We start from the raw sequence: 23,029 nt of genomic DNA, 5'->3' as shown, positions 1-23,029 counted from the left end.
CGCCCTCCGATACCCCCGTTACGATGCGTTGCGGGGTGAGATGCAGGGGCAGGTTTCGGAGCCGACGGGCAGTCTGGCCACCGCGCTCGCCCATGCGGCGCGGCTATTGTCGCGCGATCCTGAACTGGCGCGCGAGCAGGCCCTGGCGATCCTGGAGGCCGCGCCTCGCCATCCCGGCGCGACCCTGATCCTGGCCGCGGCCCTGCGGCTGTCGGGCGATGCGGCGGCCGCCCTGCCGGTGATCGACCCGCTGTCGCGCGCCCTGCCGCAGGCTCCCGAGGTGCAGCTGGAGCACGGCCTCGTGCTGCTCGATCTTGGCCGCACCCAGGAAGCGGTGGCGGCGCTGCGTCGGGCGAGCACGCTGAACCCTGGCCTCGGCGAGGCCTGGCGGGCGCTGTCGGTGGGACTGACGGTGTTGGGCGACATGGCTGGCGCGCAGGACGCCGGCGACCGGCAGATCCAGGCCTCGGTGCGCGACCCGGCCCTGATCGCCGCCGCCTCGGCCCTGGTCGAAGGACGGCTGGCGGAGGCCGAGCACGGCTTGCGAGCCTATCTGGCGGCGCGCCCCGACGAGCCGGCCGCCTTGCGCATGCTGGCCGAGGTGGCCGCGCGCCTGGGCCGCTACGAGGACGCCGAGCGGATCCTGACCCAGACCCTGGCCTTCACGCCAGGCTTCACCGCCGCCCGGCACAATCTGGCGACCCTGCTCTATCGCCAGAACAAGACCCTGGAGGCCTTGCGGGAACTCGACCTGCTGCAGGCGGCCGACCCGCGCCATCCGGCCTACGCCAACCTGCGCGCCGCCGCCCTGGTGCGGATCGGCGAATACGAGGCGGCGACGGCGATCTATCGCGACGTTCTGGCTCGGCATCCGCACCAGCCGAAGGGCTGGATGAGCTACGGCCACGCCCTGAAGACCCTGGGCCGCCGCGCCGAGTGCGAAGCCGCCTATCGCAAGGCCGTCGAGCAGGCGCCGATGCTGGGCGAGGCCTGGTGGAGCCTGGCCAACCTCAAGACCCTGCGCTTCTCCGACGCCGACCTGGCCACGATGGAGGACCAGCTGGTCGCCGCCGACCTGATCGACGAGGACCGCTTCCATCTGCACTACGCCCTGGGCAAGGCGCTCGAGGACGCCGGCCGCTACGAGGAGAGCTTTGGCCACTACGCCAGGGGCGCGGAGCTACGCCGCGTGCAGATCCGCTACGACGCCGACGAGACCACGGCCCATGCGGCGCGCAGCAAGGCGCTGTTCACGCCGTCGTTCTTCGCAGAGCGCAAGGATTGGGGGAGCGAGGCGCCGGATCCGATCTTCGTCGTCGGCCTGCCGCGCTCGGGCTCGACCCTGATCGAGCAGATCCTGGCCAGCCACTCCCAAGTCGAGGGCACGATGGAGCTGCCCGACGTCATCGCCATCGCCAAGCGGTTGGGCGGCAAACCGGGCAGGGGCGGGGCCTCGCTCTACCCCGAGGCGCTGGCCGATCTCGACGCCGAGGCCCTGAAGGCGCTGGGCGAGGAGTATCTCGAGCGCACCCGGGTGCAGAGGAAGACCGACCGGCCGTTCTTCGTCGACAAGATGCCCAACAACTTCGCCCACGCCGGGCTGATCCACCTGATGCTGCCGAACGCGAAGATCATCGACGCGCGGCGCCACCCGCTGGGCTGCTGCTTCTCGGGGTTCAAGCAGCACTTCGCGCGGGGCCAGACCTTCAGCTACGGCCTGACCGACATCGGCCGCTACTACGCCGACTATGTGGACCTGATGGCCCATTTCGACGCCGTGCTGCCGGGCCGCGTGCACCGGGTGATCTACGAGGAGATGGTCGAGTCGCCGGAGGCTGAGATCCGGCGGCTGCTCGATCATTGCGGCCTGCCGTTCGAGGACGCGTGCCTGAATTTCCACCAGAACGACCGCGCCGTGCGCACCGCCAGCTCCGAGCAGGTGCGCCAGCCGATTTTCAAGGACGGCGTCGATCAGTGGCGCAACTATGAACCGTGGCTGGATCCGCTGAAGATGGCCCTGGGGCCGGTCTTGACCGCCTATCCCGCCGCGCCCGTTATTTGACCACCGGGCTCCGAGACTGCCGTTTTTGCAACAGTCTCATGAATTGCGCCGACGCGAAGCTTTGCTGCTTGCGACCCTGGATTAACTGAAAGAACGTCGTTCTCTCTGGGGCCAAGGAGTGAACACGTGCCGATTATGCGTTCAAAAACAATGAGGTCGGGCCTGCTGGTCACGGCCCTGATGTCGTCAAGCGCGCTCGGGGGAGCAGCTCTCGCACAGGACGGCGGGGTGGCGCTGGAAGAGGTGGTGGTCACCGCCCAGAAGCGTTCGGAAAACCTGCAGGACGTTCCGGTCAGCATTCAGGCGCTGGGCGAGACCAAGCTGCAGCAGCTGCAGGTCACCAATTTCGCCGACTATGTGAAGTTCCTGCCCAGCGTGTCGTTCACCGGCTCCGGTTCGGGCTTCAACCAGGTCTACATGCGCGGCGTGGCCAGCGGCGGCGACGGCAATCACTCGGGCTCGCTGCCCAGCGTCGGCATCTATCTCGACGAGCAGCCGATCACCACGATCCAGGGCGCGCTCGACATCCACGTCTACGACATCGCCCGGGTCGAGGCCCTGGCCGGTCCGCAGGGCACGCTGTACGGCGCCAGCTCGCAGGCCGGCACCATCCGCATCATCACCAACAAGCCGAGCACCGCCAGCTTCAAGGCCGGCTACGACCTGGAGGTCAACACGATCGCCGGCGGCGATGCGGGCTATGTCGCCGAGGGCTTCGTCAACCAGCCGCTGTCGGACACGGTCGCCGTGCGCCTGGTCGGCTGGAGCAAGCGCACCGGCGGCTACATCGACAACGTGCCGTCGACCCGCACCTATCCGACCTCGGGCGTCACCATCGACAACGATAGCGTGGCCAAGAAGGACTACAACGACACCGAGACCTACGGCGCCCGGGCGGCGGTGAAGGTCGACATCGGCGACAACTGGTCGGTCACGCCCCAGGTCATGGGCCAGGTGCAGAAGTCGAACGGCTTCGCCGGCTACGATCCCGAGGTCGGCGACCTGGAAATCAGCCACTACTATCCGGAAAGCGCCGACGACCGCTGGGTGCAGGCGGCCCTGACCGTCGAGGGCAAGATCAGCAACCTCGACATCGTCTACGCCGGTTCGTACCTGGAGCGGACGGTGCTGACCGAGCAGGACTACACCGACTACTCCTACTTCTACGACACGCTGTACGGCTACGGCGCCTACTGGACCGACGACGCGGGTAACCCGGTCGACCCCTCGCAGTACATCAACGGCAAGGACCGCTACTCCAAGGTCAGCCACGAGCTGCGCGTGAGCTCGCCGCAGGAGAACCGCCTGCGTTTCGTCGCCGGCCTGTTCTACCAGCGCCAGACCCACGGCATTCACCAGGACTACAAGATCGACGCCCTGGGCGAGTCGCTGTCGGTGGAGGGCCATCCGGGCACCATCTGGCTGACCGAACAGAAGCGCGTCGACCGCGACAGCGCCGCCTTCGGCGAGGTGTCGTTCGACATCCTGCCTAAGCTGACGGCGACGGCGGGCGTCCGATTCTTCAAGGCCGACAACTCGCTGGTCGGCTTCTACGGCTACGGATCGGGCTACAGCAGCGGCACCGGCGTGGCGGCGTGCTTCAAGGGGCCGGTCGTCGCCGGCTCGCCCTGCACCAACCTCGACAAGCGGGTGAAGGAGACGGGCAACACGCCCAAGTTCAACCTCACCTACAAGGTCGACGACGACAAGCTGGTCTACGTCACCTATTCGGAAGGCTTCCGGCCGGGCGGCATCAACCGGCGCGGCACGCTCGCGCCGTACCTTTCGGACTACCTGAAGAACTACGAGTTCGGCTGGAAGACCAGCTGGGCCCAGAACCGCTTCCGCTGGAACGGCGCGGCCTATTTCGAGAAGTGGGACAAGTTCCAGTTCTCGATCCTCGGCCCCAACGGCCTGACCGAGATCCGCAACGCCGGCGCGGCCGAGATCAAGGGCCTGGAGTCCGACATCACCTGGGCCGTGATCCACGGCCTGACGATCAACGCCGCGGCCGCCTATACCGACGCCCGGCTGGCCGAGAACTACTGCGGCTACACCGACAGCGCCGGCAATCCGGTGACCACCTGCGCCACGCCGCAGGCGCCGTCGGGCACGCGGTTACCGGTGACGCCCAAGTACAAGGCCAACGTCACGGCCCGCTACGAGTTCGACGTCAACACCTTCAGGGCCTTCGTCCAGGGTTCGGGCGTGGGCCAGTCCGACGTCTTCTCCGACCTGCGGGACATCGAGTCCGGCATCCTGGGGACGGGCGGCGGCTTCGTCACCTTCGACCTGTCGGCGGGTCTCAGCCGCGACACCTGGTCGTTGTCGGCCTACATCACCAACGTCGGCGACAAGCGGGCCAGCAACAACCGCTTCGTCCAGTGCGCCGAGGCGGTTTGCGGCGACAACGTCTATGTGATCCCCAACCAGCCGCGAACCATGGGCGTGAAGTTCGGCCAGAAGTTCTGATCGCGGACCACGCATGCGCCGCCTCCGTCCTTCGGGACGGAGGCGGTTGCGCGTTCCTCGCGCCGGTGAAAGCATGACCTTATGAGTACGCCCGCGCCCAAGGCCCTCGGCTTCTGGATGTGCACCGCCCTGGTCGTCGGCAACATGATCGGCTCGGGCGTCTTCATGCTGCCGGCCTCGCTGGCCCCGTACGGCTGGAACGGGGTGCTGGGCTGGATCGTCACCATCGCCGGCGGCCTTTGCCTGGCCTTCGTCTTCGCCCGGCTGGCGGCGGCCCTGCCGCGCGAGGGCGGGCCCTACGCCTACACCCAGGAAGCCTTCGGACCGACGGCGGGCTTCATCGTCGCCTGGGCCTACTGGATCTCGCTTTGGGTCGGCAACGCCGCCATCGCCACGGGGGCGGTCAGCTATCTGTCCGTCCTGGTCCCCGCCATCGCCAAGGTTCCCGGACTGCACGCCCTGGTCACGCTGAGCCTGATCTGGGGGCTGATCGGTGTGAACTGTTTCGGCGCCAGGCTGGCCGGCGAGGTGCAGGTGGTGACCACCGTCCTCAAGCTGCTGCCGTTGGCCGCCGTGCTGGGCCTGTCGGCTTGGCTGCTGACGAGGGTCGGATCGACCGCCGTCTCCGCGCCGTTGCGGGTCTCCGACCTGGGCGGGCCAGGCCTCGTCGCCGCCTCGGCCCTGACCCTGTGGGCGCTGCTGGGCCTGGAGTCGGCCACCGTGCCGGCCGACAAGGTCAAGGATCCGGCCCGCACCATCCCGCGCGCCACCCTGTTCGGCGCGGCCTTCACGGGGGTGATCTACCTGCTGGTCTGCTCGGCGGTGGTGCTGCTGTCGCCGCCCGACGCGCTGAAGGCCTCCAACGCCCCGATGGCCGAGTTCATCGGCCGGTTCTGGGGGGCGGGCGCGGCCATGGCCGTGGCCGCCTTCGCCGCTATCAGCGCCTTCGGGGCCCTGAACGGCTGGGTGCTGCTGCAGGGCGAGATGCCTTATGCGATGGCCCGGGGCGGGGTGTTCCCGGCCTTTCTGGGCCAGTCGTCCACGCGCGGGACGCCGGTGCGGGCGCACCTGGTCTCGGGCCTGTTCCTGACCGCCCTGGTGGGCATCAACTACGCCAAGTCGATGGCCGATCTCTTCACCTTCATCGCTCTCCTGGCGACCACGGCATCGCTGTTCACCTATCTGGCCTGCGCTCTGGCGGCGCTGAAGCTGCAGCACGCCGGCCGCGTGCCGGGCTCGCGGCTGCTGACCGTGATCGCCGTCCTGGCCGGGCTCTATGCGGTGTTCACCCTGTTCGGCGCCGGCAAGGAAGCCGTGCTGTGGGGGCTGGTGCTGCTGGCCGCCGGCGTTCCCGTCCATCTGCTGATGCGCCGTGCGGCGCGTGCGTGAGGCCTGCGGCATGATCCTGCGTTCGACCCTGGTTGCGCTCGCCGCGCTGGCCGCCGTTCCGGCCCTGGCGGCCGAGACGCCCAAGCCGACCCACAAGGTCTCCTATGTCCACGCCGGGCGGCTGATCGATCCCGTGGCCGGCAAGGTGCTGACCGATCGGCTGATCCGCATCGAGGGCGAGCGCATCGTCGCCGTCACCGCTTGGACCGGCGCCCCGGCCGACGGTCCGGTGCTGGACTGGTCGACCCTGACCGTACTGCCGGGCCTGATCGACATGCACACCCACATCGTCGACCAGGAGCAGACCGAGAACATCGCCGAGCCGCTGCTGACCACGGCCGCCGAGCAGGCCTATATCGGCGCGGCCCACGCCCGCACGACCCTGATGGCCGGCTTCACCAGCGTGCGCGACGTCGGAACGTGGAGAGCCTTCGGCGACGTGGCGCTGAGGGACGCCATCGACAAGGGCCTGGTCCCCGGTCCGCGCATGTCGGTGGCCGGGGCCTATGTGACGACGCCCGGCGGGGGCGGGGAGGTGACCGGCATCGCCGCGGACGTGGTCATCCCGGCCGAGATGCGCCGGGGCGTGGTGGAAGACGTGGCCGACACCCATCGCAAGACCCGCGACATCCTGGTGCACGGCGCCGATTTCCTGAAGCTGATCGCCACCGGCGCCGTCCTGACCGTCGGCACCGAGCCCGGCCAGCTGGAGCTATCGAAGGAAGAGATCGAGGCCGCCGTCGAGGAGGCTGCCAAGCGCGGGACCTACGCCACCGCCCACGCCCACGGGGCCGAAGGCATCAAGGTGGCGGTGCGGGCCGGGGTGCGCTCGATCGAGCACGGCTCGCTGATCGACGACGAGGGGATCGCCCTGATGAAGGCGCGGGGAGCCTGGCTGGTCGCCGACATCTACAACGGCGACTACATCGACGAGATCGGCACGAAGAACGGCTGGCCCGCCGAGACCCTGCGCAAGAATCGCGAGACGACGGACGCCCAGCGGGAAGGCTTCCGCAAGGCGGTGAAGGCCGGGGTCAAGATCGCCTATGGCACCGACGCCGGCGTCTATCCCCATGGCTGGAACGCTCGCCAGCTGCCCTACATGGTCAAGTACGGCATGACGCCGATGCAGGCGATCCAGTCGGCGACGACCAGCGCCGCGGCCTTGATGAGCAAGGACAAGGACGTCGGCTGCGATCAGGCCGGCTGCTACGCCGACCTGATCGCGGTGGGCGGCGATCCGCTGGCGGACGTGGCTGTGCTGCAGGACGTGGCCAAGGTTATGAAGGGCGGGGTGGTCTACAAAGATCAGGTTCCCCTGGCGCCAAAAAATTAACCGCTTGAGACCTGGCGCGGCGTGTGCATTGTGCGGCGCAACTCGATGTTGCTGTGCAGCATTGATACAGCTGTCGCGAAGCCGCCCGTGGGGGGAGGCTGGCGTCAGCCTCGATCAAGGAGCCTCCCCATGGCCGACTCGAACCACTACTACGTCCGTCCGGTCGCCGGCGTCTGGCACGTGACCTGGAACGACTCGCCCGAGCTGATCAGCTCCTGCCCGAGCCAGCACGAAGCCGTGGCCCTGGCCCAGCTCCTGGCCCGCCACATGAAGAGCCAGGGCCGCTACGCCGAGGTCCACATCGCCGAGCCGGAAGTGCGCCGCCCGACCTGGGGCCGCAAGGGCCTGGCCGGCGCCGCCGCCGCGGCCTGATCCCGAATTTTACCAATCTAGGCTGACTTCCAAGCCGCTCCGACGCCGTTGGGGCGGCCTTTTTCTTGGTTTGTTTCAGAGCGTCGGCGTGCCCGCTCCTCACCCGCTTGCGGGGGAGGGGGACCGCGAAGCGGTGGAGGGGGCGAGACTGGGCGCCGAGCTCTGTCACTCGCCCCCTCCGTCACGCTGCGTATCCGCAGCGCGCCACCTCCCCCGCACGCTTCGCTACGGGGGAGCAGCTGGGTCAACGCGCTTTCTTCAGTCAAGCCACGCGCCAGCGGCGGTCTCCAGCGCCCGCACCGCCTCGGTCGCGCTGAACGTGCTGGGGTCCAGGCACAGCTCCAGCCACAGCCCGTCCACCATCGCCGTCAGGCCGATCGCCGCCAGTCGTCGCTCGTGCGCGCCGCAGTCGGCCAGCAGGGTCTCCAGCCGCGCCCGATAGGCGGCGTAGGAGGCCGCGTGGATGGCGGCGATGCGGGGCTTGGTCTTGACCAGGCTCCAGAAGCCGATCCAGGCGGCCAGCAGGTCGGCGTCCAGCACCGGCGGGGCGAAGCTCGCCCCCAGATAGGCCGAGAGGCGCGCGCGAGGATCGCGATCCGTCGCCGCCACGGCCGTCTCCAGCGCCGCGTCGATCCGCTGGTCCACCGCCTCGTAGGCGGCGGCGATCAACTCGTCGACGCCCTCGAAATAGTGCCGCAGCAGGCCGGCCGAGACGCCGGCCTCGGCGCAGATCGTCCGCACCGACGTCCCGGCCACGCCCTCGCGGGCCAGCACGGCCTCGGCGGCCGCGACCAGGGCTTGGCGGCGGACGTCGGCGGCTTCGCGGGTGAAGGGGGCGCGGGTCATGGTCTCAAGACCCAAAAACGCTCGTCATCCCGGAAGCCGCGCAGCGGCTATCCGGGACCCAGGGGACTGGGCGCCGAGGTTGGATTAGCCGCCCTCCCGGTCGCCGGCGCGATGCGGCGGCTCCTGGGTCCCGGCTCTTCGCTGCGCTGCGGCCGGGATGACGGGCTTGGTTTAGGGAAGAGGTCTTCACCACCCCACCGGCGGCCGCGGCAGGCGGCTTTCGGGGATCAGGGCCCGCAGCTTGCGCCCGAAGCTTCTCAATGACACCTCGCTGGTCGCAAGCGGTCCGGCGGTGAAGGTGTGCGACGCCATGCCCTGCTGCACCCGCGCTACCAGTTCGGTGTCCTCGGCGTTGACCTGGCGGTTGATGCGCCAGTTGAGATAGCGCGCGGCCTTCATCTCGCGCCGCTCGTCGGGCAGGGCGTAGGCGATCTCGCGGATCATGGTCGTGGTGGCCGAGACGGGGATGAACTGCATGAAGTCCACCTGGTCGGGATAGATGTCGAAGGCGAAGTTCGGCCAGAGCTTGAAATAGGTCCAGAGGCGCTTGCGGTCGTCCGGCAGGTGCGGAACGTCGGGCAAGACGTCCTGGTAGAGGCGCTCGGACGGGTTGTTCGACGGCTCGTCGATCAGCTGGCCCCACATCTTGTCGACCCAAGCCTCGGCCGCCACGCCGTAGCCCTTGCCGAACAGGCGGGTCAGGCCCGGGTGGGCGATCGGGATGTGCAGGCCGTCAGAGTAGTTGTCGCTGATGTTCTTCCAGTTGACGTCGCGCGGCCGCAGGGTGACGCGGCCGAACGGCTGCAACTCTTCGAACCGGTAGTGGGCGACCTCGGCTTCGTAGGGGGCCATCATGTCGGCGACGCTGGGGCCGTCTCCTTCCAGCCGGACGAAGACGAAGCCGCGCCAGATCTCCAGGTCCAGCCTGGCCAGGCCCTGCTTGTCCATCTCCAGGGCCGGATAGTCGTCGCGCATCGGCACGCCGATCAGTCGGCCGTCCAGGTCGTAGGTCCAGGCGTGGTAGGGGCAGACAATGCGGCCGCAGCGGCCGGTCGGCCCGTCCAGTAGCCGCGCGCCCCTGTGGCGGCAGACGTTCGCGAACGCCTTGGCCCCGCCGTCCTTGCCACGCACCACGACGATGCTCTCGCCCACGAAATCGAAGGTGTGGAAGTCGCCGGCTTTCGGGATGTCGTTGAGGTGGCAGACGATCTGCCACGATGGCCGGAAAACCTTGTCCTGTTCCTCGCGGAAGAACCGCTCCGAGCCGTAGATCCAGCCGGGCAGGCCCCAGTCGGACTGGGGGTCGTGGTTGGGGAGGGCGGTCATGCTCGGGTTCCCCAAGCGTAAAATAGATCGCTTTCCTCGCCCTCGTGGCGAGGATCCATGGCGCCGCCGCCTCTGCCTTGCCTAGCTTCGCGCAGTCTGGGCGGTTGAACGATGGGTCCTCGCCACGAGGGCGAGGAAGGCGGGTTTGGTGAGGCAGGGGAGGGGAGAAAGCGTGCGACCATCACCGCCCCACCACGGCCAGCTTCACCGCCGTGGTGAAATCCTTGTCGCGCAGGATCTCGCGCGCGGCGTTACGGCCGGGGTTGCCCGACACCCCGCCGCCGGGGTGCGTGCCCGCGCCGCACATGTAGAGGCCCTTGATCGGCGCGCGGTGGCTGGCGTGGCCCAGCAGCGGGCGGGCGGCCCACAGCTGATCCAGGCTCATGTGGCCGTGCATGATGTCGCCGCCGATCAGGCCGAACTTCCGCTCCAGGTCCAGCGGCGACAGGATCACGCGACCCAGCACCGAGGCCTTGAAGTTCGGGGCCCACTTGTCGACCGTGTCGATGATCAGGTCGGCGGCCGCCTCGCGCTCGTCGTCCCAGCCTCGGCCGTCGGGAAGCGTCGGGGCGAACTGCTGGCAGAACAGGCTGGCCACGTGTTGGCCGGGCGGGGCCAGCGACGTATCCAGCGTCGAGGGGATCAGCATCTCGACGATCGGCGCCTTGCTCATGCCGCCGGCCTTGGCGTCGCGATAGGCGGCGTCCATGTAGTCGAGGCTGGGGGCGATGACGATCCCGCTCTGGTGATGCTCGGCCACGGCCTTGCCGGGCAGGGACGTGAAGTCCGGCAGCTCCGACAGGGCCACGTTCATGCGGAAAGTGCCCGAGCCGTTCTTGTAGCCGTCGATCGCCTTGCGGAAGTCGGCGGGCAGGGCCGAGGGCGCGACCAGCTTCTTGTAGAGCAGGGCCGGATTGACGTTGGCGCTGACGATCGGGGCCATAATCTGGCGGCCGTCGACAAGCTGCACGCCGACCGCTTTCCCGCCGTCCACGTGCACGCCTTCGACGGGAGCGTTCAGCAGGATCTCGACCCCGGCCTTCTCGCAGGCTTTCGCCATGGCCTGGGTGATCGCGCCCATGCCGCCGACGGCGTGGCCCCAGGCGCCCTTCTTGCCGTTCACCTCGCCGAAGGTGTGGTGCAGCAGCACATAGGCCGAGCCCGGCGTGTCGGGACTGGCGTAGTTGCCGACCACGGCGTCGAAGCCGAAGGCGGCCTTGACCGGTTCGCTCTCGAACCAGCCGTTCAGGAAATCCCGCGCGCTCTTGGTGAAGAGGTCCAGCAGGTCGCGCTTTCTCTCCCGGGAGAGCATGGCCAGCCGCCCGCCCTGGCGCAGGGCGCGCAGGATCCCCGGCAGGCCGTCGCCGAGATTGGGCGGGGTCTCCTGGGCCAGATCGCGCAGCACGTCGCCGATCTCGTCGAGCATGGCGTAATAGGCCGGCAGGATCTCGGCGTCGCGACGGCTGAACTTGCGGAACTGTTCCTGGGTGCGCTCCAGCCCGCCGCCGAGCTTCAGATACTTGTCGTCGGCGATCGGCAGGAAGTTGGAGATCGGCCGCTCCAGGAAGGTCAGGCCGAAACCGTGCAGGTCCATGTCGGCGATGACCCGCGGATTGAGCAGGCTGACCGTGTAGCTTGCCACCGAGTTGCGGAAGCCCGGATGGAACTCCTCGGTCACCGCCGCCCCGCCGACCACGCCGCGGGCCTCGCAGACGGTGACCTTCATCCCCGCCCTGGCCAGGTAGAAGGCGCAGACGAGGCCGTTATGGCCCCCGCCGATGATCACGGCGTCGCGGGTGTCGGTCATCGTCTCTCTCCCCAGGAGGCGTCTGGGGGAGAGGTTGCTATACGAGTGTAAAATAGTCCAGGGGCGTGCGGAGAAACCTCTCCCATAGGGAGAGGGAGGGGCCCGCTGCGAAGCAGTGGGAGGGTGAGGGGTTTCAAACTGCCCGATCTGGGCGCGGGTTCAGAGGTTCCGCCGGCAAACGGTGAAACCTCTCACCCTCCCACGCCTGCGGCGCGGGCCCCTCCCCCTCTCAAAGAGAGAGGGATCAGGAACTAGTGCTTCCCGCGATCGCGCCCGAAGTTCGGTTCGGCGCTTTCCTGGCCGGCGGCGACGATGCCGCGGCGGATCGCGCGGGTGCGGGTGAAGTGGGCGTGCAGGGTATCGGCGTCGCCCCAGCGGATTGCGCGGCTCATGGCCTGCAGGTCCTCGGTGAAGCGGCCCAGCATCTCCAGCACCGCGTCCTTGTTGGCCACGAAGATGTCGCGCCACATGGTCGGGTCGCTGGCGGCGATGCGGGTGAAGTCGCGGAAGCCCGAGGCCGAGTACTTGATCACCTCGTTCTCGGTGACGTTCTCCAGGTCGGCCGCGCTGCCGACGATGGTGTAGGCGATCAGGTGGGGCAGGTGGCTGACGACGGCCAAAACGAGGTCGTGGTGCTTCTCCTCCATCAGTTCGACCTGGGCGCCGAACGACCGCCAGAAGGCCGACAGCTTGGCGACGGCGGCGGCGTAGGCCTCGTCGTCGCGGTCGGCCAGCGGGGTCAGGATGGTCCAGCGGCCTTCGAACAGCTCGGCGAAGCCGGCGTCGGGACCCGACTGCTCGGTGCCGGCGATCGGGTGGCCGGGGATCGGGAACACCTTGGCCAGTTCGGGCGCGCGGAAGGCCTCGGCGATGGTGGCCTTGGTCGAGCCGACGTCGGTCAGGGTGGCGCCGGGCTTCAGGTGTGGGGCGACGGCGGCGGCGACCTCGCCGATCGACAGCACCGGCGTGGCGATGACCACCAGGTCGGCGTCCTTGACCGCCTCGGCGAGGTCGCCGGTGACGTGGTCGGCCAGGCCGATTTCGATGGCGCGGGCGCGGTGGGTCTCGCTGGCGTCGACGATGGTGACCTCGCCGACCACGCCGTGGGCGCGCGCGGCCAGGATCACCGAGCCGCCGATCAGGCCGGCGCCGACGACGGTCATCTTGGGATAGAGCAGGCCGGTGGGTGACATGGTTTTGTTCTTATAAGCCCTCCCCCTCGATGGGGGAGGGTTGGGTGGGGGTGATGCGGCGGTTGATCCTAGTGCGGCGGAACGGCGGGAAGGGAAGTTTCCTACCGCCCCACGAACTCGGCCAGGAGATCCACGACCGCGCGATTGTGCTCTTCGCGACCGATGGTGATGCGCAGTGATTGGGGCAGGCCGTAGTTGGCGACGGCGCGGACCAGATAGCCCTTGCCGGCCAGGAAGGCCTCGGCGTCGAGAGCGGTCTTGCCCGGCGTCGTCGGAAAGTCGACCAGCACGAAATTGGCCGCCGACGGCGTGACGGCCAGGCCAAGGCCGCCCAGCTGCTGGGCCAGCCACGGCCGCCACTGCTCGACCAGGGCCACCGAAGCGGCCTCGAAGGCGCGGTCGGCCAGGGCGGCGATCGCGGCTTCCTGCGCCGGGATCGAGGTGTTGAACGGCGGGCGGATGCGCTCGATCGGATCGATAATGTCGGCGTCCGCATAGCCCCAGCCGACCCGCAAGGCGGCCAGGCCATGGATCTTCGAGAAGGTGCGGGTGACGACGACGTTCCGGGCCTCGCGCGCCAAAGCCAGGCCGTCCTCGAAGCGCGGATCGGTGCAGAACTCGGCATAGGCGCCGTCCAGCACCAGGATCACCGACGGCGGCAGGGCCGCGTGCAGGTCGCGGATCTCCTCGCCGGTCAGCCAGGTACCGGTGGGGTTGGCCGGGTTGGCGACGAAGACGATACGGGTGCGCGCATCGACCTGTTTGACCACTTCGGCGACGTCGATGCGGCGGTTCGGCTCGGCGGCGAAGCGAACCTCGGCCTGACAGGCGCGGGCGCCGATGGCGTAGGCGGCGAAGCCGTGCTCGCCCTGGACGATGTTGTCGCCGGGCTCGAGATAGGCCTGGCACAGCAGGGCGAAGATCTCGTCGCTGCCGTCGCCGAAGGTCAGGCGCTCGGGCTCCAGGCCGTAACGTTGGGCGACGGCGGCGCGCAAGCCGCTGGCCTTGCCGTCGGGATAGGCATGCAGGCGGTCGGCGGCGTCGCGATAGGCGGCTTTCGCCTGTTCGCTGCAGCCCAGCACGTTCTCGTTGCTCGACAGCTTCACCGGATGGGCGATCCCCTCGACCTTCGACTTGCCGCCGACGTATGCGGCGATGTCGAGGATCCCCGGCTTGGGCAGCGGACGGGGCGAGGCGGAGCGGTCGGAAGCGGTCATCACGGGTCTCGGCGGGGCGCCTGAAGAGGCGCGGCCCTACTTACACGTCGAAGGGAACGGGGGCAGCCCCGACCACGCCCGACAGCTGGCCCGGCGCGCGGGCCAGGCGCTCGTCGTCGCGCTGGTAGAAGCCCGACAGCGAGAACAGCTTCAGGCCGCCGGCCTCGGCCACCGGCTCGGCGGCGACGCCGTCGGCGCCCAGGGCCTCGACGATGGCGGACGCGCTCTTGGCGCTGTCGGTGACCCAGAAGGTCTGGTCGCCGCCGGTCGGCTCGACCTCGACCTCAGCGACCGCGAAGGCGGCCTGCGGACCCCAGCGGGTCAGGCAGGGCAGGGCGGCGAAGATGTTGAGCGTCGGCTCGGCCAGCAGGCGAGCCCACCAGGCGCTGCCCGGTTGCAGGCCCAGCACAGCGACGCCCCACGGCGTCTTGGCGGCGGCCAGGGCGTCCTTGTCGGCGGCCACGACCTGCATCGGCGGGGCGGCGCCGAAGCGCGAGCGGGCCAGCTCGACCGTGCGGCCGTCGCCCCAGACGGTGAGATGGAACGGGCCCTGGCGCGACAGGCTGTCGGCCATCAGCTCGCGCCAGATGCGGATCAGCAGGGCGTCGGAGGCGTCGTTGCGCGGCGCGGCCAGCAGCTTGCGGACGATCAGGGCCTCGCGGCCGGGGCGCAGGCCAAAGCCGGCGTCGCCGGCGGCGCGCTTGGCCGTGGCGACGGCGCGCGACAGGCCGGCCCGCTCGTCGATCAGCGCGAGCAGTTGGCTATCGATGGCGTCGATGCGCCATCGGACCTCGTCCAGCGAGGGCGGCGTCTCGTCCGCGTCGCGACCCATGTCTATCCCCGAAAATGAGGGCCGGAACATAGTCTTTGCCGCGAAGGGCGCAATAGCCGCGTCGCCGGGGAAGGAAATTGCGCCGTACTATGTTCCCTCTCTCATGGGGAGAGGGAGGGGCCCGCGCCGAAGGCGTGGGAGGGTGAGAGGGTACAGCCTCTCCGAACGAGACGCTGTGGCGGCGACAGGATCAGGCCGGTAGAGCGCGGAACGCCTGAGCGTTCGGCGACGCCTTCTCTCCTAGCCAACAGGCCACGACTGTACGTTTTGGGATTTGCCTGCAAGCGGTGAAACCTCTCACCCTCCCATGGCTCCGCCATGGGCCCCTCCCTCTCTCTCAGAGAGAGGGAACGTTGATCTACCGCGGCACATACACCTGCGGCGACGGACCCGTGTCGAACGGTCCCAGACGCGTGCGGCCGTCCTGGAACTCCAGGGTGGCGCTGAGGGTCGGGTCCTGGCCGGCGGCCGCCGCGATAGCCGCTGCGGCGGAACGTGCGTCGGTGATCGCTTCGGCGGGGGAGGGCTTCTCGCGCACGGTGACGTCGAGGGCGCCGCGCAGGCGGCCGTTCGGATCGACGGTCAGGGCGCCGGACTTGGCTTCGATCAGGGCGTCGCCGGCGGTCAGCTTGCCGCTTTCGACGCTGATGGCGCCGCCGGCGGCGGTCCAGTCGCGCACCGCGTCGGTCCAGTTGTCGCCGCGCAGGGCCGAAGCCTTCGACAGGCGCGAGTCCCAGTAGAGCGAGGCGGTGCGGTCCTGGGCGATGCGGCCCAGCAGACCGGTGAAGGCCACCTTGGCGCCGTCGGCCTTGAACAGGATCGCGGCCTGGTCTTCGGGACCGGCCCGCAGGTGCAGCTGCAGGGCGTCGGTCGAGCTGATCGGGAAGGGCTCGACGTCGGCGGCGGTGGTGAAGACCAGCTTGGCGCCCTCGACCGAGATGCGCGGCGGATACTGGTCGAAGCCGGCCAGGCTGGCGCGCAACGCCTCGCCGGTGACGACGACGTCGCCCTTTTCCGGACGGGTCAGCACCACGCCAGCGGGGGCGACGATCATCCAGTGGCCGACGCCGTAGATCATCGCCTCGCCCTTCAGTTGCGGCGCGCGGACGGCCCAGCCCGAGGGTTCGGCGACGCGGGCGTTCTCAAGCCGCACGTCCAGCCGGAAGGGAAAGCCGGTGACCTCGCGACGGGTCCAGGAGAGGTCGTAGCCCTCGGCCTTCAGGTGGGCGGCCGTGGCGTCCATCCGCGTGACCATCTCGTTGCGCAGCCAGAACCAGCCGACGCTCCAGACGATGCAGACCAGGGCCGCGAGGACGAAAGGCAGGACCAGGCCGCGACGGCGGGGCTTGCGGGACGGCGTCGGGTCGCTATGGGTCATGGGCGAAGGGGCTGTTCCGGTCGGTGAGGGTGTCAGGCGTGTCGAGCGAGCAGCCGCGGGGCGGCGATCGTTGGGTGTTCGGTTACGGATCGCTGATGTGGCGGCCCGGGTTCCCGTTCATAGACCGAAGAACGGCGGTCCTCCATGGGCGCAGGCGCGCCTTCTGCATCTATTCGGTGCATCACCGGGGGACCTACGAGCGGCCGGGCCTGGTGCTGGGCCTGGCCCCCGGCGGCGCGGTGCGCGGCGTGGCCTATCGGGTCGCGGAAAGCGCCTGGCCCGAGGTCTACGCCTACCTGCGCGAACGCGAGCAGCCGACCGAGACCTATTTCGAGGCCTGGTCGAAGCTGAAGATCGACGGAAACGGCGAGGTCTCGGCTTTGGTGTTCCTGTCCGACCGCAAGCACGGGCAGTGGGCGGGGGCGCTGACCCTGGAGCAGCAAGCCGAGCTGATCGCCGGGGCGCGAGGATTGTCGGGGCCGAACATCGACTATCTGCGGGATCTGGTCGGTCACCTGCGCGAGGACGGGGTGCGCGATCACGCGATGGAGGCGTTGCTGAAGATGGTCGAGGCGCTCGAAACCTGAACCCTCTCCCCTTGCGGGAGAGGGTGGCCTCGCGGAGCGAGGTCGGGTGAGGGGTTGCACGAACGAAAACGCCGCGACGGCTGATCAGCTGTCGCGGCGTTTCATTTTTGAGAGACCCCTCGTCCGTCGGCTTTCGCCGACACCTTCTCCCGCAAGGGGAGAAGGATCAGACGTTCTCGTCCTCCAGCGCCTTGGTCGCCGTGTCGATCCGCGTCTGCAGTTCGCGCATGAACTCGCCGCGCTTGAGGCCGGCGGGGATGGGCGGCAGGTATTCGAAGACGATGACGCCGGGCTCGACCAGCAGGCTCTTGTGCTTCCAGTGCTGGCCGCAGTTGAGGGCCAGCGGGGTCACCGGCAGTTCCAGTTCGCGATAGAGCGCGGCGATGCCGGGCTTGTAGTCGCCGGGCTCGCCGACCTTGCCGCGGGTGCCTTCGGGGAAGATCACGACCTGGCGGGTCTCCTTCATGCGGTCGACGGTGTCGCGGACCAGCTTCTTCAGCGCGGCCGAGTGGCCGGCGCGGTCGACGACGATCATCTTGGCCTTCAGCCCGTGCCACCCGAACAGCGGCACCATCAGCAGCTCCTTCTTCATCACGAAGCAGGCGTCCGGCAGGATGGCGAACTGGCTGAAGACGTCGAACATCGACTGGTGCTTAGCGGCCACCAGCGCCGGACCGGTGGGAACGTATTCCTTGCCGCGCACCTCGATCTTCACGCCCGCCAGCACGCGCAGGGCCAGGATCACGCCCTGGGACCAGAAGCGCAGCACGGCGCGGTTGGCCGCGCGCGGCATCAGCAGGGTCACCAGCATCAGCGTGGCCAGGGTGGCCGACCACAGCCAGAAGAACAGCTGGAACAGGAACGAGCGCAGGTAGATCAAGAGTCTTTTTCCTTCGCCGACGTCTCGGCGGGCTTGTCTTTCGGACCCAGGTTCAGGAACGCCTCGCGCCCCAGGATCGCCAGGTACTTGCAGTATTCCACGATCATCCGCCGGGCGGTGTGGCTGCGCTTCCACCAGCGGCGGGCGTTGAGGCTTTCGGTGGCCACCGGATAGGCGTGCAACTCGACGTCCGGCATGGTGGCGTGCAGTTCCAGCATCGAGCGCGGCATGTGATAGTCGGCGGTGACGACGATCAGGCTCTCATAGCCGCGCGCCTTGGCCCATTCGGCCGTCTCGCGGGCGTTGCCGACGGTGTCGGCGGCGGCGAAGCCCAAGTCCACGCAGCAGTCGTAGATCGGCTTGACGGCCTTGGTGACGTCCTGGACGTCGGCGCGGGTGGCCTCGCGGTTGACGCCCGAGATCAGCAGGCGCTTGCCCTTGCCGGCCTCCAGCAGCTTGGTGGCCGCCTCCAGGCGCAGGTTCGAGGCGCCGGTCAGCACCACGACGCCGTCGGAGACGGGGGGATCGGCCGCCGGGGTCGAGCGCTCCACCCGCGAGGTGAAGGCCAGCAGACCCAGGGTCCAGATCATCACCACGATCAGAAAGGCGGCGATGCTCTTCACGGCATGTCCTTCAGCAGGCGGAGGGCCGCGGCGCGCGCGGCCAGCCCCGCGACCAGCGCGGCGATCAGCGGGCAGGGCAGGGGCGCCAGAAGGTCGATCCACGCCAGCGGCAACACCGGCGTGAGGCCCGTGCCGCCCCCCGCCAGCCGCGCCGTCACCCCGACGATGACCGCGGCCGCGCCGCCGAGCAAGCCCGCGCTGGCGGCCATGGCCGCGAAACGGTTCTGGAACAGCCTGGCGATGAAGCCGGCCTCGGCGCCGGAAAGGTGCAGCACCTCGATCACTTCGTGACGGGCGGCCAGGCCTGCCCGAGTGGCGAAGGTGATGACGGCGGCGGCGGCGGCGGCGATCAGGGCGAAGACGCCCAGCGCCGCCCAGCGGGCCAGGCCCGCGCCGCGTTCGATGTCGGCGATCCAGCGGCTGTGGTCGTCGACTATGGCGTCGACGGCGGCTTCCTTCAGGGCCTTGGTCAGGGCCTCGGCGCTGGCCGGAGCCTTGGGATCGAGGTCGAGGGTGACCAGGCGCGGGGTCGGCAGGTCGGCGACCAGGGCGTCGCGGCCGATCCACGGCTCCAGCAGGGCCTCGGCCTTGTCCTTGGTGAGAGCCTGGGCCTGGGTGACGCCCTTGACCCCGGCCAGGGTCTCGGCGGCGCGGGCGGCGGCGCTGTCGGGCGTCTCGCCGGCCTTGGCGCGGACGACGACGGTGGCCGAGCCGGTCAGCTGGGCGCTCCAGCCCTCGGCGGCGCGGTTGGCGGCGAGAGCGGCCAGGGCGGTCAGGCAGGCCAGGAAGCACAGCACGGCCACGACGAAGACCAGCGCCCCGTCGCGGGCGTCGCGCGGCGGCAGCAGCGGGCCGGGCTTCCAGCGGTTGATGTCGAACGGACCGCTCATCACGCCTCGCCCGGCTCGATCAGGCGGCCATGCTCCAGGTGCAGCACCGGGCGGGCGGCGCGGGCGACCAGCTCTTCGTCGTGGGTGGCGATCAGCACCGTGGTGCCCAGGCGGTTGAGCTCGACGAACAGGCGTAGCAGCCGCAGCGACATCGCCGGGTCGACATTACCGGTCGGTTCGTCGGCCAGCAGCACGTCGGGCCGGTCGACCACGGCGCGGGCGATGGCCAGGCGCTGCTTCTCGCCGCCCGACAGGGTGGCCGGCAGGGCGTGCATGCGCTCGCCCAGGCCCACCCAGTGCAGCAGCTCGGCGACGTCGTCGCGATAGGTGTTGGGCTTGCGGCCGGCGATGCGCAGGGGCAGGGCGGCGTTGTCGAACACCGACAGGTGCTCCAGCAGGCGGAATTCCTGGAACACCACGCCGATGCGGCGGCGCAGGAAGGGCAGGTCGCCGGCGTGGACCAGGCTGATGTCGCGTCCGAACAGCTCGACGCGACCCCGTGACGCACGATGCGCCAGGTAGATCAGCTTGAGCAGAGAGCTCTTGCCCGCGCCCGAGGCGCCGGTGAGGAAGTGAAACGACCCCGGGGCAAGGGAAAAGCCGACGTCGCGCAGGGTTTCGGGGCCCCGTCCGTAGCGCATCGAGACGCCGTCGAAACGGACCACGGGAACGGCGTCGAGGTCCTGATCTGCGCCGGTCCGCACGGGTGTGTCGATGGGGTTTCTGGACATCAGGGTTAAAATCGGCGACCTCCAATGCTGTAAAGCGGGGATGACCGATTCGCGGCCATGATACTGACCTGTCCGGAGTGCGCCAGCCGCTATTTCGTCGACGACGCCAAGGTCGGTTCGGCTGGCCGTGTCGTGCGTTGCGCCTCGTGCGGGGCGCGATGGACCGCGCGTAACGAAAACGCCGCCGACGAAGAGCTGTTCGATGCGCCGCCGGCTTCCGCGCCGGCCAACGACGGGGCCGCCGCGGCCGCGGCGCTGGATCCCCTGCACGCCCTCGACGACACGCCCGAGCCCGAACCGCCGGTCAGCGCCCTGCCGGGCGAGGAACTGCCCAAGGTGTTCCGCGCCCGCGCCGACGCCGAGCGCCGCCTGAAGGAGGCCAAGACCACCGGCATCGTCTGGGGCGGCATGGTCGCGGTGATGGTGGTGGTGCTGGTGGGAGCCGGGGTGTTCCGCCTCAACATCGGCAAGCTGTGGCCGAGCACCGCCGGCGCCTACGCCATGGTCGGCGCGCCGATCAACACCATCGGCCTGATCGTCGAGGAAGGCAGCATCCGCGCCGAGCCGACGATGCAGGACGGCCGTGCCGCCCTGACCATCACCGGCGTGATCCGCAACATCACCGAAAAGCCGGTGCAGGCGCCGCCGCTGCGCATCGCCCTGCTCAACAAGGCCCAGAAGCGCGTGGCCGGCCAGCTGGCCGCCGCCGCCGACCCGACCATCCCGCCGGGCCAGACCCGTCACTTCTCGGTCGTCCTGCTGAACCCGCCGTCCAGCGCCCAGGTGCTGGAGATCGCCTTCGCGGTCGAGAAGGGCGCGGGCCACGCCGTCAAGACCGGTCTGCACGCGGCCGAAGGCGGCCACGGCGAGCCGGAACTGCGCGGCGCCCAGGACACGCCGACTGAGGATCATGCCGTCGCCGAGGGGCATACGGAGGATTCCGCGGCCGAAGGGGCTGGACATGAAGCCCCTGGTCATGAGACCGGAGCGGCCGAAGCGGCTCCCGCCGAGCATCATTGACCAAGATCCCCTGACATGACCGATCCCGCCCGCCCCGAAGTGCTCATTTCAGAGCAAGAAATCGCCGAGCGGGTCGAGGCCCTGGCCCGTCAGATCGCCCCGCGCATCGACGACGACACCGTCGCCGTCTGCCTGCTGACCGGCGGCCTGTGGTTCGCCGCCGACCTGACCCGCGCCCTGTGGAAGGCCGGCCGCAACGTCCGTTTCGACGCCCTTTGGCTGGCCTCGTATCATGACGAGCGCAAGAGCACCGGCCGCTGCGAAGTGCGCGCCGACCTCCAGCGCCCGCTGGTTGGTCGCCGCGCCCTGGTGGTCGACGACGTGTTCGACACCGGCCTGTCGCTGTCGGAAGCCGCCCGCCTGGTGAAGGACGCCGGCGCCAGCGAAGTGCTGACCGCCGTCTTCGCCCGCAAGCCCTGGCCGACCTCGCGCGGCATGGAGCCCGACTTCGTGGCCTGGGAAGCCCCGGCCCGCTACCTCGTCGGCTATGGCCTCGACGACGAAGGCAAGAGCCGCGGCCTGCCGTACATCGGCGCCCTGGACTAAGGCCCTTTTCCCGGGGGCTCTCAGACGCAAAACGCCGCGAAAGCTGATCGGCTTTCGCGGCGTTTCTGTTTCTACGAACCTCCCCCTGTGGGGGAGGAGATCGCGAAGCGATCGGTGGGGGGAGCGGTTCGGAAATCGGCCTCTCCAGCGGAAGCTGAAAACGGCCCCCCCACCGGCCTTCGGCCGCCTCCCCCAGAGGGGGAGGTTCATTGTGGATCAGTCCATCGCCCTGACGGTCGTGGCGATAAACCCGCCGCCGAGCACACGCTCGGGATCGGCGGGGTCGTAGAGCACGCAGGCCTGGCCGGGGGCGACGCCTTCTTCCAGGCCGTCGAACACCAGCCGCACGCCGCCGTCTTCCAGCGACAGCCGGCCGGCCACCGGCTCGCGGGTCGAGCGAACGCGGGCCAGGACCGGCGCGTGGGCCTTGGCGGCCTCGATCAGGTCGTCCTCGCCGCCCAGCCAGTTGTCTTCCTTCAGGGTCAGCGACTTGGTCAGTAGGGCCTCGCGCGGACCGACCACGACGTGGCGCTTTTCGGCGTCGATGCGGACCACGAACAGCGGCTCGCCCGTGCCGCCGCCGACGTTCAGGCCGCGCCGCTGGCCGATGGTGTAGCGGGTGACGCCCTCGTGACGGCCCAGCACCTTGCCGTCCAGGTGCACGATGTCGCCCGCCTCGGCGCCCTGCGGGCGGATGCGGTCGATCACCGTGGTGTACTTGCCCTCGGGGACGAAGCAGATGTCCTGGCTGTCGGGCTTGTCGGCCACCGACAGGCCGAGCGCGGCGGCGACGGCGCGGACCTGCGGCTTGGCGAAGCCGCCCAGCGGGAAGCGCAGGAAGTCGAGCTGCTCGCGCGTGGTGGCGAACAGGAAGTAGGACTGGTCCTTGCCCGGGTCGGCCGCGCGGCGCAGCTGCGGGCGGTTGCCGCCGCCGACAAAGCCGCGTTGCACGTAGTGGCCGGTGGCCATGGCCTCGGCGCCCAGGTCGCGGGCCACGTCCAGCAGATCGCGGAACTTGACGGTCTGGTTGCAGCGCACGCAGGGGATCGGCGTCTCGCCGCGCAGATAGGCGTCGGCGAATTCCTCGATGACCTGTTCCTTGAAGCGGCTTTCGTAGTCCAGCACGTAGTGCGGGATGCCAATCCGCTCGGCCGCCATGCGGGCGTCCATGATGTCCTGGCCGGCGCAGCAGGCGCCCTTCTTCGAGATCGCCGCGCCGTGGTCGTAGAGCTGCAGCGTCACGCCGACCACGTCATAGCCGGCGCGGGCCAGCAGGGCGGCGGTGACGGTCGAATCCACGCCGCCGGACATGGCCGCGACGATCCGGGTTCCTTCAGGCAAACCGACGGCCTGCTTCACCGCCTGCGCGGCCTGCGCGATCAGGGCGTCGCCCTCCGGAGCGGGGGCGTGGGCGGGGTCGAAACGAGCGAGGTCGGCGTCCATCGCGGCTATTTAGGCCCTGAGCGACGGTTTTGCGAGGCTGAGCAGCGTCGCAGGTCGAGCCGGCCTGCAATCATGCTGA

General features: G+C 69.5%; 20 protein-coding genes and 1 pseudogene. 9 read left to right on the top strand and 12 right to left on the bottom strand.

The features are described 5' to 3' along the window. The first annotated feature begins 40 nt into the window (after positions 1-40). The 6 genes and pseudogenes from AC07NS_RS15700 to AC07NS_RS15675 form a co-directional block, all read left to right on the top strand. Complete coding sequence (locus tag AC07NS_RS15700; RefSeq protein WP_494604673.1) at positions 41-2,062, top strand: tetratricopeptide repeat-containing sulfotransferase family protein; 2,022 nt, start codon at positions 41-43, stop codon at positions 2,060-2,062. Positions 2,063-2,197: 135 nt separating this feature from the next. Continuing rightward, positions 2,198-4,534: a TonB-dependent receptor gene (locus AC07NS_RS15695; protein WP_494604671.1), complete on the top strand. Its 2,337-nt coding sequence runs from the start codon at positions 2,198-2,200 to the stop codon at positions 4,532-4,534. An 81-nt stretch (positions 4,535-4,615) separates the two neighbouring features. Then, the gene (locus AC07NS_RS15690; protein WP_494604669.1) at positions 4,616-5,923 is read left to right on the top strand and encodes an APC family permease; all 1,308 of its coding nucleotides are present in this window, start codon (positions 4,616-4,618) and stop codon (positions 5,921-5,923) included. 10 nt (positions 5,924-5,933) lie between these two features. After that, entirely contained in the window at positions 5,934-7,259 is a 1,326-nt protein-coding gene (locus AC07NS_RS15685) for a Xaa-Pro dipeptidase (RefSeq protein WP_494604667.1), read from the top strand. Between the two features lie 129 nt (positions 7,260-7,388). Then, positions 7,389-7,631: a hypothetical protein gene (locus AC07NS_RS15680; protein ID WP_494604665.1), complete on the top strand. Its 243-nt coding sequence runs from the start codon at positions 7,389-7,391 to the stop codon at positions 7,629-7,631. Between the two features lie 88 nt (positions 7,632-7,719). Next, a pseudogene (locus AC07NS_RS15675) lies at positions 7,720-7,848 on the top strand (hypothetical protein); the annotation flags it as partial. A 41-nt stretch (positions 7,849-7,889) separates the two neighbouring features. Here the strand turns inward: AC07NS_RS15675 and AC07NS_RS15670 are convergent. The 7 genes from AC07NS_RS15670 to AC07NS_RS15640 all read right to left on the bottom strand — a co-directional run bounded on the left by AC07NS_RS15670 (position 7,890) and on the right by AC07NS_RS15640 (position 16,230). Beyond that, positions 7,890-8,477, bottom strand: a complete 588-nt coding sequence (locus tag AC07NS_RS15670) for a TetR family transcriptional regulator C-terminal domain-containing protein (protein WP_494604664.1) — start codon at positions 8,475-8,477, stop codon at positions 7,890-7,892. A 186-nt stretch (positions 8,478-8,663) separates the two neighbouring features. After that, positions 8,664-9,803, bottom strand: a complete 1,140-nt coding sequence (locus AC07NS_RS15665; protein ID WP_494604663.1) for an aromatic ring-hydroxylating oxygenase subunit alpha — start codon at positions 9,801-9,803, stop codon at positions 8,664-8,666. A 181-nt stretch (positions 9,804-9,984) separates the two neighbouring features. Beyond that, the gene (locus AC07NS_RS15660) at positions 9,985-11,610 is read right to left on the bottom strand and encodes a phytoene desaturase family protein (protein WP_494604661.1); all 1,626 of its coding nucleotides are present in this window, start codon (positions 11,608-11,610) and stop codon (positions 9,985-9,987) included. 251 nt (positions 11,611-11,861) lie between these two features. Next, positions 11,862-12,803, bottom strand: a complete 942-nt coding sequence (locus AC07NS_RS15655) for a prephenate/arogenate dehydrogenase family protein (protein ID WP_494604660.1) — start codon at positions 12,801-12,803, stop codon at positions 11,862-11,864. A gap of 101 nt (positions 12,804-12,904) precedes the next feature. After that, entirely contained in the window at positions 12,905-14,020 is a 1,116-nt protein-coding gene (hisC, locus tag AC07NS_RS15650; protein WP_494604658.1) for a histidinol-phosphate transaminase, read from the bottom strand. 40 nt (positions 14,021-14,060) lie between these two features. Next, positions 14,061-14,852 carry a chorismate mutase gene (locus tag AC07NS_RS15645; protein ID WP_494604656.1) on the bottom strand — a complete coding sequence of 264 codons (792 nt, stop codon included), beginning with the start codon at positions 14,850-14,852 and terminating at the stop codon, positions 14,061-14,063. 358 nt (positions 14,853-15,210) lie between these two features. Next, complete coding sequence (locus tag AC07NS_RS15640) at positions 15,211-16,230, bottom strand: DUF2125 domain-containing protein (protein ID WP_494604654.1); 1,020 nt, start codon at positions 16,228-16,230, stop codon at positions 15,211-15,213. Positions 16,231-16,268: 38 nt separating this feature from the next. Here AC07NS_RS15640 and AC07NS_RS15635 point away from each other — a divergent pair, with 38 nt between their 5' ends. Next, complete coding sequence (locus AC07NS_RS15635) at positions 16,269-16,817, top strand: gamma-glutamylcyclotransferase (RefSeq protein ID WP_494604652.1); 549 nt, start codon at positions 16,269-16,271, stop codon at positions 16,815-16,817. Positions 16,818-16,983: 166 nt separating this feature from the next. Here AC07NS_RS15635 and AC07NS_RS15630 read toward each other — a convergent pair whose 3' ends face one another. The 4 genes from AC07NS_RS15630 to ftsE are packed head-to-tail and all read right to left on the bottom strand — an operon-like array spanning position 16,984 to position 19,941. Further along, entirely contained in the window at positions 16,984-17,697 is a 714-nt protein-coding gene (locus tag AC07NS_RS15630; protein ID WP_494604650.1) for a lysophospholipid acyltransferase family protein, read from the bottom strand. Continuing rightward, the gene (locus AC07NS_RS15625) at positions 17,694-18,320 is read right to left on the bottom strand and encodes a YdcF family protein (protein WP_494604648.1); all 627 of its coding nucleotides are present in this window, start codon (positions 18,318-18,320) and stop codon (positions 17,694-17,696) included. The genes AC07NS_RS15630 and AC07NS_RS15625 overlap by 4 nt, the downstream gene beginning before the upstream one ends. Continuing rightward, the gene (locus AC07NS_RS15620; protein ID WP_494604646.1) at positions 18,317-19,210 is read right to left on the bottom strand and encodes a cell division protein FtsX; all 894 of its coding nucleotides are present in this window, start codon (positions 19,208-19,210) and stop codon (positions 18,317-18,319) included. The genes AC07NS_RS15625 and AC07NS_RS15620 overlap by 4 nt, the downstream gene beginning before the upstream one ends. Next, positions 19,210-19,941: a cell division ATP-binding protein FtsE gene (ftsE, locus tag AC07NS_RS15615; RefSeq protein ID WP_494604645.1), complete on the bottom strand. Its 732-nt coding sequence runs from the start codon at positions 19,939-19,941 to the stop codon at positions 19,210-19,212. The genes AC07NS_RS15620 and ftsE overlap by 1 nt, the downstream gene beginning before the upstream one ends. A 57-nt stretch (positions 19,942-19,998) precedes the next feature. Here ftsE and AC07NS_RS15610 point away from each other — a divergent pair, with 57 nt between their 5' ends. Continuing rightward, positions 19,999-20,961 (top strand): MJ0042-type zinc finger domain-containing protein, encoded by a 963-nt coding sequence (locus tag AC07NS_RS15610; protein WP_494604643.1) that lies wholly within the window; start codon positions 19,999-20,001, stop codon positions 20,959-20,961. A gap of 15 nt (positions 20,962-20,976) precedes the next feature. After that, complete coding sequence (locus AC07NS_RS15605; RefSeq protein ID WP_110118024.1) at positions 20,977-21,507, top strand: phosphoribosyltransferase; 531 nt, start codon at positions 20,977-20,979, stop codon at positions 21,505-21,507. Positions 21,508-21,723: 216 nt separating this feature from the next. On the opposite strand, the gene mnmA is transcribed toward AC07NS_RS15605, so the two are convergent. After that, positions 21,724-22,950: a tRNA 2-thiouridine(34) synthase MnmA gene (gene mnmA, locus AC07NS_RS15600; RefSeq protein WP_494604642.1), complete on the bottom strand. Its 1,227-nt coding sequence runs from the start codon at positions 22,948-22,950 to the stop codon at positions 21,724-21,726. Between the last annotated feature and the right edge of the window lie 79 nt (positions 22,951-23,029).

Source organism: Caulobacter sp. GW821-FHT10A10, assembly GCF_059415745.1.
This window is presented reverse-complemented; position numbering and strand designations above follow the sequence as displayed.

What these genes read in the sequence shown, in the direction of transcription:
- AC07NS_RS15700 (WP_494604673.1), top strand. Translation starts at nt 41, where the DNA reads ATGCAGGGGCAGGTTTCGGAGCCGACGGGCAGTCTGGCCACCGCGCTC.
- AC07NS_RS15695 (WP_494604671.1), top strand. Translation starts at nt 2,198, where the DNA reads ATGCGTTCAAAAACAATGAGGTCGGGCCTGCTGGTCACGGCCCTGATG.
- AC07NS_RS15690 (WP_494604669.1), top strand. Translation starts at nt 4,616, where the DNA reads ATGAGTACGCCCGCGCCCAAGGCCCTCGGCTTCTGGATGTGCACCGCC.
- AC07NS_RS15685 (WP_494604667.1), top strand. Translation starts at nt 5,934, where the DNA reads ATGATCCTGCGTTCGACCCTGGTTGCGCTCGCCGCGCTGGCCGCCGTT.
- AC07NS_RS15680 (WP_494604665.1), top strand. Translation starts at nt 7,389, where the DNA reads ATGGCCGACTCGAACCACTACTACGTCCGTCCGGTCGCCGGCGTCTGG.
- AC07NS_RS15670 (WP_494604664.1), bottom strand. Translation starts at nt 8,477, where the DNA reads ATGACCCGCGCCCCCTTCACCCGCGAAGCCGCCGACGTCCGCCGCCAA.
- AC07NS_RS15665 (WP_494604663.1), bottom strand. Translation starts at nt 9,803, where the DNA reads ATGACCGCCCTCCCCAACCACGACCCCCAGTCCGACTGGGGCCTGCCC.
- AC07NS_RS15660 (WP_494604661.1), bottom strand. Translation starts at nt 11,610, where the DNA reads ATGACCGACACCCGCGACGCCGTGATCATCGGCGGGGGCCATAACGGC.
- AC07NS_RS15655 (WP_494604660.1), bottom strand. Translation starts at nt 12,803, where the DNA reads ATGTCACCCACCGGCCTGCTCTATCCCAAGATGACCGTCGTCGGCGCC.
- hisC (WP_494604658.1), bottom strand. Translation starts at nt 14,020, where the DNA reads ATGACCGCTTCCGACCGCTCCGCCTCGCCCCGTCCGCTGCCCAAGCCG.
- AC07NS_RS15645 (WP_494604656.1), bottom strand. Translation starts at nt 14,852, where the DNA reads ATGGGTCGCGACGCGGACGAGACGCCGCCCTCGCTGGACGAGGTCCGA.
- AC07NS_RS15640 (WP_494604654.1), bottom strand. Translation starts at nt 16,230, where the DNA reads ATGACCCATAGCGACCCGACGCCGTCCCGCAAGCCCCGCCGTCGCGGC.
- AC07NS_RS15620 (WP_494604646.1), bottom strand. Translation starts at nt 19,210, where the DNA reads ATGAGCGGTCCGTTCGACATCAACCGCTGGAAGCCCGGCCCGCTGCTG.
- ftsE (WP_494604645.1), bottom strand. Translation starts at nt 19,941, where the DNA reads ATGTCCAGAAACCCCATCGACACACCCGTGCGGACCGGCGCAGATCAG.
- AC07NS_RS15610 (WP_494604643.1), top strand. Translation starts at nt 19,999, where the DNA reads ATGATACTGACCTGTCCGGAGTGCGCCAGCCGCTATTTCGTCGACGAC.
- AC07NS_RS15605 (WP_110118024.1), top strand. Translation starts at nt 20,977, where the DNA reads ATGACCGATCCCGCCCGCCCCGAAGTGCTCATTTCAGAGCAAGAAATC.
- mnmA (WP_494604642.1), bottom strand. Translation starts at nt 22,950, where the DNA reads ATGGACGCCGACCTCGCTCGTTTCGACCCCGCCCACGCCCCCGCTCCG.